The organism is Pigmentiphaga kullae (assembly GCF_004216695.1).
Classification (GTDB): Bacteria; Pseudomonadota; Gammaproteobacteria; order Burkholderiales; family Burkholderiaceae_B; genus Pigmentiphaga; species Pigmentiphaga kullae.
This window is the reverse complement of the sequence record NZ_SGXC01000001.1, coordinates 2847382-2859731: the sequence shown is the minus strand read 5'-3', so window position 1 is coordinate 2859731 and position 12350 is coordinate 2847382. Positions and strand designations below refer to the sequence as shown.

8 protein-coding genes are annotated in these 12350 nt (G+C 70.8%); 7 read left to right on the top strand and 1 reads right to left on the bottom strand.

The features are described from left to right. The first annotated feature begins 42 nt into the window (after positions 1 to 42). The 7 genes from EV675_RS13755 to EV675_RS13725 all read left to right on the top strand — a co-directional run bounded on the left by EV675_RS13755 (position 43) and on the right by EV675_RS13725 (position 5989). Complete coding sequence (locus tag EV675_RS13755) at positions 43 to 1305, top strand: alpha-hydroxy acid oxidase (RefSeq protein ID WP_130357764.1); 1263 nt, start codon at positions 43 to 45, stop codon at positions 1303 to 1305. 84 nt (positions 1306 to 1389) lie between these two features. Continuing rightward, complete coding sequence (locus tag EV675_RS13750) at positions 1390 to 1776, top strand: RidA family protein (RefSeq protein WP_124688473.1); 387 nt, start codon at positions 1390 to 1392, stop codon at positions 1774 to 1776. A gap of 40 nt (positions 1777 to 1816) precedes the next feature. After that, positions 1817 to 2701, top strand: coding sequence for a polysaccharide deacetylase family protein (locus EV675_RS13745; protein WP_130357763.1), 885 nt, complete (start codon positions 1817 to 1819; stop codon positions 2699 to 2701). 25 nt (positions 2702 to 2726) lie between these two features. Further along, entirely contained in the window at positions 2727 to 3719 is a 993-nt protein-coding gene (locus tag EV675_RS13740) for a Bug family tripartite tricarboxylate transporter substrate binding protein (RefSeq protein ID WP_130357762.1), read from the top strand. A 16-nt stretch (positions 3720 to 3735) separates the two neighbouring features. Continuing rightward, a complete protein-coding gene (locus EV675_RS13735) occupies positions 3736 to 4212 on the top strand; it encodes a RidA family protein (protein ID WP_124688470.1) in 477 nt (158 codons plus the stop codon). A gap of 25 nt (positions 4213 to 4237) precedes the next feature. Further along, on the top strand, positions 4238 to 5206 hold the full coding sequence (locus tag EV675_RS13730) for a Bug family tripartite tricarboxylate transporter substrate binding protein (protein ID WP_130357761.1): 969 nt from the start codon (positions 4238 to 4240) through the stop codon (positions 5204 to 5206). Between the two features lie 9 nt (positions 5207 to 5215). Further along, entirely contained in the window at positions 5216 to 5989 is a 774-nt protein-coding gene (locus EV675_RS13725; RefSeq protein ID WP_207221953.1) for an SDR family NAD(P)-dependent oxidoreductase, read from the top strand. Between the two features lie 8 nt (positions 5990 to 5997). On the opposite strand, the gene EV675_RS13720 is transcribed toward EV675_RS13725, so the two are convergent. Next, a complete protein-coding gene (locus EV675_RS13720) occupies positions 5998 to 12273 on the bottom strand; it encodes an autotransporter outer membrane beta-barrel domain-containing protein (protein ID WP_130357760.1) in 6276 nt (2091 codons plus the stop codon). Positions 12274 to 12350 lie beyond the last annotated feature (77 nt).

Genomic DNA, 12350 nt, shown 5'->3' with positions numbered 1-12350 from the left:
GTAGAGTGGCGTCGACTGGAACTTCCGCACGCCGCGATCCCGATGAGCGCCAACGCCGATCCCACACCTACGTCTCCGCCGCTGGATGCCGCCCCGGCCCGGCCGTCCTCGCGGCCGGCCGGACTGGACGAGCCGCGCATCCTGCGCGAGGCCCTGTGCCTGGACGACTTCGAGGAACTGGCTCGGCGGCGCCTGCCCCGCCCCATCTTCGGCTACGTCGCCGGCGCCGCCGAGCGCAACAGCTCGCTGCGCGACAACGCCTCGGCCTTCGCCGAATACGGATTCGTTCCCCGTACCCTGGTCGACGTGTCCCGGCGCAGCCAGTCCATCACGCTGTTCGGCACGCGCTATGCGCGTCCCTTCGGCATCGCCCCCATGGGCATCAACGCGCTGTCGGCCTACCGGGGCGACATCGTGCTGGCCGCCGGCGCCGCCGAGGCCGACATGCCGTCGATCATGAGCGGCAGCTCGCTGATCCCGCTCGAAGACGTCGCCCGCCACGCGCCGGGCACCTGGTTCCAGGCCTATCTGCCCGGCGACGTGACGCGCATCGATCCGCTGATCGACCGCGTGGCGCAGGCCGGCTACCGCACCCTGGTGCTGACCGTGGACATCCCGGTCATGGCCAATCGCGAGAACAACCTGCGCACGGGTTTCTCCACGCCGCTGCGTCCCAGCCTGCGGCTGGCCTGGGACGGCGTGAGCCATCCGCGCTGGCTGTGCGGCACCTTCCTGCGCACGCTGGCCCGGCACGGCATGCCGCATTTCGAGAACTCGTTCGCCTCCCGCGGCGCCCCCATCCTGTCCGCCCGCGTCATGCGCGACTTCACCGCGCGCGACCACCTGAACTGGGAACACGTGGCCCGCATCCGCCGGCGCTGGCAAGGGCACCTGGTGCTCAAGGGCATCCTGCACCCCGTCGATGCCGCGCGCGCCCGCGAACAGGGCGTGGACGGCGTCATCGTGTCCAACCACGGCGGCCGGCAACTGGACGGCGCGGTGTCGCCGCTGCGCGTCCTGCCCGCCATCGTCGAGGCGGCGGGCGGCCTGGCGGTCATGATGGACGGCGGCGTGCGCCGCGGCACCGACGTGCTCAAGGCGCTGGCGCTGGGCGCCCGCTGCGTGTTCGTGGGCCGGCCCTTCAATTACGCGATGGCGGTGGCCGGTGGTGCGGGCGTGCGCCATGCCGTCCGGCTGCTGGGCGACGAAGTGGACCGCGGCATGGCCATGCTGGGCGTCAACACGCTGGACGAACTGGACGCCGGCTTCCTCGCGCCCATGGGTGCAGGCAGCCGCGCCACCTGAAGGACAACGACCACCTTTTCGCGACGGGCCCCGCGCCCGCCGACTCCTCAACCCCTGAACCACCGAACACGGAGATTTCCCGCCATGGCCAAGACCGTCATCTACAGCCCCAACGTCACCCGCACCAAGGCGCCGCACGCCCATGCCGTGCGCACCGGCAACCTCGTCTTCGTGTCGGGCTGCCCCGCCTACTTCGGCGAGATGCAATTGGCCAAGGGCGACTTTCCGGCCCAGATGCGCCAATGCCTGACCAACCTGAAGAACATCCTGGAAGAGGCCGGCTCCAGCCTGGAGAAGGTGGTCAAGGTCAACATCTTCCTGGACCGCCGGGCCGACTTCGACGAGATGAACGAGGTCTATCGCGAGTTCTTCGGCAACGACCCCATGCAATGGCCCGCCCGCACCACCGTCGAGGCCCGCCTGCCGCGCAAGGACTTCCTGCTCGAGATCGAATGCGTGGCGGAAGTCTGATCCGCCTGCCCGCCTCCCTTCCCATCGCAAGGACCGCCCCATGCCCGCACCCACCCTAGACGTCCATGCCGGAGGCCAGGAATACCTCCTGCCTCCCGATTTCCTCTGGCCCGGCGGCAAGCGCATCGCCGTGTTCTTCCGTGTCGCCTGCGAAGGGTGGTCGGACGGCGCCTGGCCATCGCTGGGGCCGATGGGCAATCCGCTCAAGCCCGGCGTGCCGGACCTGAACGCGCTGGGGTGGGTGGAATACGGCATGCGGCGCGGCATCCACCGCATCCTGGACATCCTGGAACAGCACGACATCCGCAGCACGATGATCATCTGCGGCGTGCTGGCCGAGCGCTATCCCGAAGTGGTGCGCCGCATCGCCGATGCCGGGCATGAAATCGTCGCCCATTCGTACGGCATGGACGTGATCCCCGCCTACCTGGACGAGGAACAGGAACGCGCCAACCTGGCGCGCACCACGGCGCTGTTCGAAAAAGCCACCGGCCGCCGGCCGCAGGGCTGGATCAGCCCGCGCGCCACGCCCAGCCCGCGCACCGCGCGCATGCTGGCCGAGGCCGGCTACGAATGGCATGGCGACACCATGAACGACGACCTGCCTTACCTGGTCCGGTTCGGCGACCGCGAGATCGCCGCCTTCCCCGGCGGCATGGAGTTGAACGACACGCCCATGTACATCCGCTACGGTAATTCGCCGCGGATGATGGTCGAGATGTTCGACGACTGGCTGGACTACGTGCGCACGCGGGAGAAGGGCGCCGTGCGCATCGACCCGTCCATCCATGCCCACGTGTTCGGCCGCATCACCGGCATCCATGTGTTCGAGCAACTGATCGAGAAGGCCAAGGCCGCCGACGACATCTGGATAGGCACGCGCCAGGAAGCCATCGCCCACGTGCGCGCCGCCATCCGGCGCTGATCTCCTTCCCACCCCGGAGGTTTCCATGAGCACCCGCCACCCCCTCACCCGGCGCGCCCTGCTGGCCGCCGCGCTTTCGACGCTGGCCTGCGGCGGCACGCCCGCCCTGGCGCAGGCGCCCTTTCCCGACCGGCCCCTGAAGCTGGTGATCGGCTTCGCGCCCGGCGGCTCGACCGACGTCGTGGGCCGGCTGATCGCGCAGAAGATGTCCGTCGAACTCGGCAAGCCCGTGGTCGTCATCAATCGTCCCGGCGCCTCGGGCGCCATCGGCACCACCGAAGTGGCGCGCGCCGAACCCGACGGCTACACGGTGCTGGTGAACATCGTGACCACCGCGGTCATCAATCCGCTGACGCAGAAGAACCTGCAATACGATCCCGTCAAGGACCTGCAGCCGGTCGCCATGGTGGGCAAGCTGCCCAACGTGATCATCCTGAACAAGAACGTGCCCGCGCGCAATCTGCAGGAATTCATCGCCTGGGCCAAGGCCAACCCCGGCAAGGTGACCTTCGGCACGGGCGGCGCCGGCGGCGTGCAGCACCTGTCGGGCGAACTGCTGGCCAAGATGGCCGGCATCCAGATGACGCACGTGCCGTACAAGGGCGCCGCGCCCGCCATCCAGGACCTGCTGGCCGGCAACATCACCGCCGTGTTCGACAACGTCACCGGTCCGATCAGCCTGATCAAGGCCGGACAGGTCACGGCCCTGGGCGTGACCACGGAAGAACGCATCGCCGTGCTGCCCGACGTGCCGACCATCGCCGAATCCGGCCTGCCCGCGTTCAAGAATTCGAGCTGGATCTCGATCTTCACCCGAGCGGGCGTGCCGCCCGCCGTGCTCGCCCGCCTGGAGTCGGCCGTGCTGGCCGCCGCGCGCGACCCCGAGACGGTGGCCAAGCTCAAGGAGCTCGGCGCCGTCCCCTCGCCCATGAACACCGCCGAACTCGACCGGTTCTGGCGTTCCGAATTCACCTACTGGCGCGACGCCATCAAGGCCGCCAACCTCTCTCTCGAATGACAAGGAAGCAAGCACCATGTCCGCCATCGAAACCCGCCTGAAGGAACTGGGCATCACGCTGCCCGACGCCCCGGTCATCAAGGCCAACCCGGCCCTGGTCCCCGGCGTGGCCGCCGGCGGCTTGTTCTTCTGCCAGGGCACCCTGGGCCATACCAACGGCGACTTCCCCTACCTGGGCAAGGTCGGCGACAAGGTCACGGTGGAAGAGGCCTACCAGTCGGCCCGGCTGTGCGCCATCAACCACCTGGCCCAGGCCAAGGCGGTACTGAAGGATCTCGATCGCATCGTGCGCGTCGTGCAACTGGTGGTCTACGTGAACGGCGCGCCGGGTTTCGAGCGCGCCCCCTACGTCTCCAACGGCGCCTCCGACCTGTTCGTCGAAGTCTTCGGCCCGGAACGCGCCGCCATGGCGCGCGCCAGCCTGAGCGTGCCGGACCTGATCTACACCGCGCCGGTCGAGACCTTGTGCACCTTCGAAATCACGCCGGCGTGACCGCCCCCACGCGACAGGACTCCCCATGAAATCCACCCTACGCATCGCGGCCGCCGCCGGCCTCATGGCGGCCGCGGCCTGCGCCGCCGCCCAGGACTACCCCACCAAGCCCATCCGCCTGATCAGCGCTTGGACGCCCGGCGGCGCCAACGACATCCTGGCCCGCGCGCTGGGCCAGGTCATCTCGCAGCGCTTCGGCCAGCCCGTGGTGATCGAGAACCGTCCCGGCGCCTCGGGCACGATAGGCACCGCCCACGTCGCCCAATCGCCCGCGGACGGCTACACGATCACGCTGGGCAGCATGCCGTCGTACTCCACGGCGCCCAGCATGTTCCCTGACCTGCGCTACGACCCCATCAAGGACCTGGTGCCCATTGCCTTCGTGGCCATCGTCCCCAACGTGCTCGTGGTCAATCCGTCGCTGCCGGTCAAGTCCGTGCCCGAACTGCTGGCCTACGCCAAGGCCCATCCCGGCAAGCTGGCCTTCTCGTCCGTCGGCAACGGCTCGTCGTCGCACCTGGGCGGCGAACTGTTCAAGCTGATGGGCCACGTGGACATGACCCACGTGCCGTACAAGGGCACGGCGCCGGCGCTGGTCGACCTGGTGGGCGGCCGCGTCCAGCTCGCCTTCGAGAACATGCCCGCGCTGCTGCCCCTGATCAACGGCGGCCAGCTGCGCGCGCTCGCGGTCACGTCCCGCTCGCGCTCGGCCCTGCTGCCCCAGGTCCCGACCGTGGACGAGGCGGGATTGAAGGGCTACGAGATCGGCGCCTGGTACATGATGTTCGCGCCCGCCGGCACCCCGCGCAAGGTCGTGGACAAGCTGAACGAGGCGGTCAACGCCGGGCTCCAGCAGCCGGACATCCGCCAGCGCCTGAAGGACCTCGGCGCCGAGATCGTCGGAGGCACGCCGGAACAGGCCGCGGACTTCCTGAAACGCGACCTGGCGCGCTGGACCGACGTCATCAAGCAGGCCCACATCGTCTTCAACTAGGATCCGCCCATGAACGCTTCCCTGTGGGACACCATGCGGCTGGACGGCCGCACCGCGCTGGTGACGGGCGCCGGCAAGGGCCTGGGCCGGGCCATCGCGATGGGGCTGGCGCAGGCCGGCGCCAACGTGGCGCTGCTGGCGCGCACGGCACGCGACGTCGAGGCGGCCTGCGAGGAAATCCGCGCGACCGGCGCCCGCGCGCTGCCGCTGGCCGCCGACGCGACCGACTCCGCCCAGGTCGATCGCGCCGTCGCGGCCGTGCTCGATGAATTCGGCACGCTGGACATCCTGGTGCACTCGGCCGGGGGCAGCCAGCGCAAGCCCGTGCTGGAACTGGCCGACGACGAATGGAAGCGCCTGATCGGCGCCAACCTGGATTCGACCTTCTATGTCTGCCGCGCGGCGGGTCGGGTCATGCACGCGCAAGGCCGCGGCTCCATCATCAACATCGCCTCGGCCGCCGGGCTGCGCGGCCGGCCCAACAATTCCCCCTATAGCGCGGCCAAGGCGGCCATGATCAACTTCTCGCGCGCGCTGGCCATGGAGTGGGCGCCGCAAGGCATCCGCGTCAACACCCTGGCGCCGGGACGCTTCCTGACGCCGCTGACCGAAGCGGAGATGAGCGATCCGGCCAGGCACGCCGCCTTCGTCAGGAACGTACCGCTGGGCCGGATCGGGCGTCCCGAGGAATTGAAGGAGATCGTGGTCTGGCTGGCCTCCGATGCCTCGGCGTTCGTGACCGGCTCGACCATCGTGATCGACGGCGGGCAGACGTTGCTTTAGGCGCCGCCCTAGAACCGCACACCCAGCTTCAAGCTGGCCGTCTGCGCCACCAGGTGCTGGCCCGCCTGGATCCCGTACTCCGCCCGCAGCGACCACGCATCGGCCGACATCACCTCGACACCGGCCGTCGCGCTGCCGAATACTCCCGGCACACGCGTCGACAGCGTGAACGCATCCTGCGGCGCCACCGCCAGCCGCACATCGGTCGACACCTTGCGCCCCGCCACCACCCCCACGCCCAGCGCGAGATAGGGACGCGCGACCGCCTTGCCCATACTGACCTTGCCGCCGAACTCGATGCTGGGTGTCAGCACCGCGCTCCACCGGTCGCTGGCGTCGTGGACCAGATCGAAGGGTCCCGCCCCCGACTCCCTGTAGCCGGGCGTGCGATCGTAGATAAGGTCCAGGTCCGCATACGGCTTGGCGTACCAGTCGCCGAACGAGAACTGATAGGCGGCCCGGGCGCGCGCCGCCAACTGGTAGGAATCGGGCTTGCTGGTCGCCCGCGCGGCCATGCCCGGCAGCACGATGCTTCGCGCCTGGTCCGACTCCTCGTAGCCGCCCATCAGCGCGCCGGCGAACTGCCAGGCCCCGATCTGCCGCTTCAGCGCCAGGCCGGCATGGAAACTGTCGCTGGCGATGCGCACGGTGTTGTCCGCGGAATAGGTGTTGGTGCGGCTGTAGCTGGCCGAGGCCCCCAGGAACCAGTCCGGCGCCAGTTGGCGCTGCACACCGAACTGAACCGTGGTCTGCCGGTTGTCGTAGCCCGCGCCGTCGGCGGACGCCGAACGGTCGAAGCGGCCGCCTATCACACGCGCCCATGCGCATTCGCCCTCGGCCAGCTGGACGCTTTGATCGCTGAAGTAGGGACAGCTCATCATCCGGTCCAGCGCCGAGTGCAGTTCGTAGGTGCGGTTGCTCGCGCGGCTAAGCGCCGCGTCGGAGGCTACTGCGCCCAGCGCCTTCACGTAGGCATCCGTGCCTTCCAGCCGGGCAAAGGGATCGAACAGCGTCGTCAGGCCGCGGTCGCCACGGTCCCACAGGGTTTGCAGGTAGCCGGCGATGCTGGCCTGGTTCGCGGTCAGGCCCAGGTTCTGCGGACGGAAATTCGCCTTGGGCGTGACCCACAGCTGGCCGTCGCCGGTCAGCGACACGTCGTAGTTGACGACCGGCGATTGCCCGGCAGGATTGAACGCGCCCGTGGGCGTGACGTCGAACTGGGCGATCAGCATGGGCTGGCCGCCGGCCAGGTTGCGGCCCAGCACGAGCAGGCTGCCGCCGAGCTGCGCCGGCCCGCTCACGCCGATCACGTCGGCCAGCCCGCCCGCGCTGAAATCGACGTCGGCCTGGAAGACGCCTCCCGGCGCCTGCGTGAACCCCTGCATGAACGTCGTCTGGTACGCGCCGTGCTGGTCGACCGGACCGCCCGGGTTGAACACGCCCTGGTTGACCAGGGAGGCATCCAGCCGCTGGCCGCTGGCCAGCACCGCCCCCGGGTGATTGACGAAGGAGCCGTGGGCAGCGTCGCCGCTCGTGACGCTGCCGATGAACAGGCCGTAGTTGTCCACGGCCACCCGGCCGGACGCATCGATCGCGGTCGCGCCGGAAATCAGGCCCTGGTTGGAGACCGTGGTGGCGTTGTCGGTGATCGTCCGGATCGCCGTACCGCCGGCCAGGTCCGCGTACACGGCCGACGACGCGCCCACGCCGATCGTGACGGCACCGCCACTGTTCTGCGCCGCGCTGCCGGCGCTTACCGCCAGGATGGCCGGCGCGCCGCCGCCCTGCGCGGTGACCAGCGACCCCGTGCCCAGCCCGATGTTGATCGCGCCGCCGGCACTGCCCGCTCCGCCGCCGCTGCCTCGCACCTGGATGCCCGCTTCCGAGAAGACGGCGCCGCCGCCCAGGCTGAGCGCGGCGATGGCCGGCGCATTCCGGCCCTGCGTGGCCACCATCACTCCCACCTGCACGTCGACCGCGCCGCCATTGCCGCCGCCCCCCGCCACGTCGACGGTCTTGACCAGGTTGTCGTCGTAGCTGACCGAGGAAAAGTCCCCGGCCAGGCCTCCGCCCCCGCCCACGCTCTGCGCCAGCACGCCGATGGCGCCCGCGCCTTCGGTCAGCACGGAACCTTCGACGTTCACGTTGACCGCGCCCCCCGCGCCCGAGCCCTGCGACGCCGGTGCGGCCAGCGTCGTGCTTCCCGCTCGCGTCGACAGGCCGGCCATCCCACCCCCGCCGCCCACGCTCTGCGCCAGCACGCCCACGGCATTCCTGCCCCGGGTATTGACGGAACTGTTGGCCACCACGTGCGCATCGACCTGGCCTCCATCTCCGGTCGCGCCGCCCAGCGCCCCCAGCGCGACGCTGGCAGGTGCCTGGGCCTGTCCGCCACTGAGCAGGCCCACGTATCCGCCCCCCGCGCCCACGCTCTGCGCCAGCACGCCGAAGGCCAGGTCGCCGGAGGTCTGGACCACCGTGTGGACGATCGTGCTCGCGCCTTCGTCATACTTGCCGGTGGTCACGGCAACGTGTCCGCCGTCGGTCCGTATGGCCTCCTGGTTCGACGCATCCATTCCCAGCGTCACCTGCGCCGGCGCCAGCAGCGGCGCCGCCGCCGCGCTGCTGGCCAGCGTCGCCGCGCCGCCCCCGCCGCCCACGCTCTGGGCCATCACGCCATGGGACAGCACGCCGGACGTGACGATGTTGCCGCCGGTCGTAGTGACCGTCGCGTCGCCGGCGTCGATGGGGGGAATCGAGAACCCGCCCACCACACCGATCTTCCCGCCCAGCGAAACCACCGGCGCCTGTGCCGTGCTCCCGGCAGCCAGCCCCGCGGCATCCAGGCCGTCCATGCTGATCGAGGCCAGTCCCCCACCGCCGCTTACGCTCTGGGCGATCACCGCCGGCGCGTCGTCGCCCTGCGTGCGAACCTGCCCCGTCGTGACCGAGGCACCGCCGCCGCTCATCACCGCCGCCTCCGAAACGAAACCCGACAAGGTCCGGTTGCCCCCCATCGTGATCGTCAGCGGCGCGCCCGTCTGTCCCGCCGGGGTAAGCAGCCCGCCGGCTCCGGCCAGGAAGCTGGACACCTCGGCCTTGCCGCCGCCCCCGCCCACGCTTTGCGCCACGATGCCGGGCGCATGGTCGCCCATCGTCGTCACCACGCTGCCCGCCGCACTGGCGTCGACGGTGGCCAGGCCGCCATTGCCGCCGCCCCCTCCGCCGCCCCCCACGGTCACGTTGATGTTGCGGGTCAGGGACATGCCCTTGGACGCCAGCAGTTCGGCGATCTTGTTGATCTTCTCCAGGATCTCGGCGGCCTGGTCGCCACCATGCGCTTTCGCCAGTTCGGCCAGGTCCTGCTCCGATACCGTGCCCACGCCCCCGCCGCCGCCCACGCTCTGCGCCAGGATGGCGGACGCGGCCTTGCCGGTGGTCGAAACCGTCCCGGTATTGGTCACCTGCACCGCGCCCCCCTGCCCGCCGTCGCCGGCATTCCCGCCCACCGCCAGATTGGTGCCTATCGAGGGCGCCAGCGAGACCACGTTGCTGACGCCTTCGTTGGCGGCCTTCAGCAGGGTGTCGATGGCGGACAACAGGCTGGACGCGCCCGCCGAACCGATGGCGCCGGACCGCCCGCCGCTGCCGGCGACGCTTTGCGCGACGATGCCCGCCGACGCCAGGCCGTGGGTCGCGATGGCGCCGTCGTTGGCGATCGTGACGTTGCCGCCGTTGCCGCCACTGCCGCCGTTGCCGCCGACCCGGGCATCGAGCGCGTAGCTCAGGCCGCCGAACGAGATCGAGTGAGGCGCCTCCTCCAGCCATTCGGAAACCTTGGTCAGCGTCTCCAGGAATGCCGTGGGCGAGCTGACCACGGGTTCGAACGAACGCTCGGTCTCCTGCTGGACGAGGCCGCCGTTGCCGCCCCCGCCGCCCACGCTTTGCGCCAGCACGGCGATGGCATGGTCACCGGTGGTGGTGATCGCGCCGCCGCCCCGGTTGTGCACCGAGACCGCGCCGCCGTGTCCGCCGCTGCCGCCCTCGCCGCCGGTCGTGACGCCGTAGCTGATGGTGAAGCTGGATGCGCCTATGGTCGTCGGCCGCAGCGGCGCGGCCGCCACGCCGCCGTTGCCGCCTCCGCCGCCGCTGCTTTGCGCGAAGATGCCGTGGCTCTCGTGTCCGGTGGTGGCCACCGTGCCGGCGTTGTCGATGTCGACCTCTCCGGCGTTGCCCGCCGAACCGCCGCGGCCCCCCACGGTGACGTGGATGCTGGCCGTGCCCGACGGGATGTCCGGCCCCAGTTCCGGCGCGATGGTCGCCTGCACGGACTCCGCGAAGGCGCCGTTGCCGCCTCCGCCCCCGACCGACCGGCCGACCACCGCGCTGCTGACGGCGCCCGCGGTCGCGACCGAGCTGCCCGGATCGAGCTCGATGTCGACATGCCCACCCGCGCCGCCCGCCCCGCCGTCTCCGCCGGTGGAAAGCGCGACCCCGGCCAGCACGCCCACCGAGGCCGCCTTGGCCGACCCGCCGTGCCCACCGCCACCGCCTATGCTTTGCAGCATCACGCCGGTGGAGCCGGCGCCCTGCGTGGAAATCCGTCCGGACGACGTCAGCGAGAGTTCGCCGCCATCGCCGGCGACACCGCCCCGGCCGCCCACCGCCATCGATACGATCAGGCCGGTGCTGTCGGCATCGCCACCCACCCCGCCGCCACCGCCGGCGCTCTGCATGATCACCGCGCCGCTCTGGTCGCGCGTGGTGGAGATGCTGCCGGTGTTGGTCACGCGGCCGGCGCCGCCATTGCCTCCGCCGCCGCCGTTGCCGCCCACGACGAACCACCCCGCGGCCTGCGCGCCGTCGCCGCCCTGGCCTCCGGACGCCTGGGCGACGATGCCGAAGGAACCCGTGCCCGTGGTCCCGTCGTCGTCTTCGGCCCCCGCGCCGGCGATGGCGATGGAACCGCTGTTGGTGATGTCGTAGGCCAGCGCGCCCACGCCGCCGCCGGCGCCGCCGCTGCCGCTGTGGCCCGACAGGCCGCCGTCCCCGCCCTTGCCGCCGTCGCCGCCGGCGACCCGGACCTGGATGCCGTTGGAGTAATCGCCGTAGGTGGCGATCCGGCCCGAATTGGTGATCGAGACGCCGCTGGCCGAGCCGCCGTCGCCGCCGTCGTGCCCGGACGACCAGGATCCGGCGCCGCCATCCCCCCCTCTGCCGCCCAGACTGCTGGCCAGGATGGCGGCGGACGACGTGCCGCGCGTCGTGATGGCGCCCGCGTTCGAGACCGTCACGTGTCCGGCGTTCCCGCCTCGATTGGCGCGCACGTCCTGGGCCGGCGTACCCTGCTCGCCGCCTTCCGCGCCTCCGCCCTGGCCGCCCTGGGTACGCGCGATCACGCCTGCCGTGCCCGTGCCGTTGGTGGTGACGGAACTGCTGTCGTCGATGCTGACGCTGACGTCGCCGGTATCGCCGCCCTGCCCCGCCGTGCTGTGCCCGCCGCCAACGCCGCCGTGAAAGCCGTCCCCGCCCTGGCCCCCCACGGACTGGGCCAGTATGCCGGCGGTCTCCGACTGCCCCGTGCTGCCGGACACCGTTACGGACGATCCGTAGCTCAGGGTCACGCTGGCCGCGCCCGCATTGCCGCCGCGTCCGGAATCGCCGGACGGCAGGGCGTCCCGGATCGAGGGCTCCTGGCCCACACCGCCCAGGGAATCGACCCATATGCCGTAGACCCCGGCGGTGATCCCCGTGCCCGAGACCACGACACCCGCGTCGTGGCCGTCTCCGGCATCGCCGTAGCGCCGCCCTCCGCTCTGGATCGCCCACCTGCCGCCATTGCCGCCGTGCGAGGCGGCGCGCAGCCCGATTTCGCCGCTGCGCAGGGTGCTGTACAGCAGGTCGTAGCCCAGCGTCGCGCCTTGCCCGCCGTTGCCCCCCCAGTGGTTGTAGTTCGTATCGTCCGGATCGGTGGAGCCTTCGCCGTTGCCGCCATGGCCGCCGCTCACGTCCACGAAGACCGCGGTGCCAGTGCCGATCGAGACGTTCAGCGACGAATCGGACGCCCCGACGAAATCGGTACCGTTGCTGCCGTCCGAACCGTTGTGGTCATGGCAGCAGGAGCCATCCGTGCCCCGGTAGTCGTGGACGACCTGGGCCTGCACGGTCCCGGCCAGCGACGACAGGGCGGCAAGCACGGCCGCCGCCACGAGATTGGGCCGGAACAGCGGGCGGATGAAGCCGCCGGCGGCGGCCGGGGTCGGCAAATACGGAGACGTCGTCATATGCGTACAGGTCCCATGCGCGAGAACTCGGCAAACGACCGAAACCGTGCGTTTGTCGTACGCGAACGATCTTATTT

Coding starts and splice junctions, on each gene's coding strand:
- EV675_RS13755 (WP_130357764.1), top strand. CDS start 43: ATGAGCGCCAACGCCGATCCCACACCTACGTCTCCGCCGCTGGATGCC.
- EV675_RS13750 (WP_124688473.1), top strand. CDS start 1,390: ATGGCCAAGACCGTCATCTACAGCCCCAACGTCACCCGCACCAAGGCG.
- EV675_RS13745 (WP_130357763.1), top strand. CDS start 1,817: ATGCCCGCACCCACCCTAGACGTCCATGCCGGAGGCCAGGAATACCTC.
- EV675_RS13740 (WP_130357762.1), top strand. CDS start 2,727: ATGAGCACCCGCCACCCCCTCACCCGGCGCGCCCTGCTGGCCGCCGCG.
- EV675_RS13735 (WP_124688470.1), top strand. CDS start 3,736: ATGTCCGCCATCGAAACCCGCCTGAAGGAACTGGGCATCACGCTGCCC.
- EV675_RS13730 (WP_130357761.1), top strand. CDS start 4,238: ATGAAATCCACCCTACGCATCGCGGCCGCCGCCGGCCTCATGGCGGCC.
- EV675_RS13725 (WP_207221953.1), top strand. CDS start 5,216: ATGAACGCTTCCCTGTGGGACACCATGCGGCTGGACGGCCGCACCGCG.
- EV675_RS13720 (WP_130357760.1), bottom strand. CDS start 12,273: ATGACGACGTCTCCGTATTTGCCGACCCCGGCCGCCGCCGGCGGCTTC.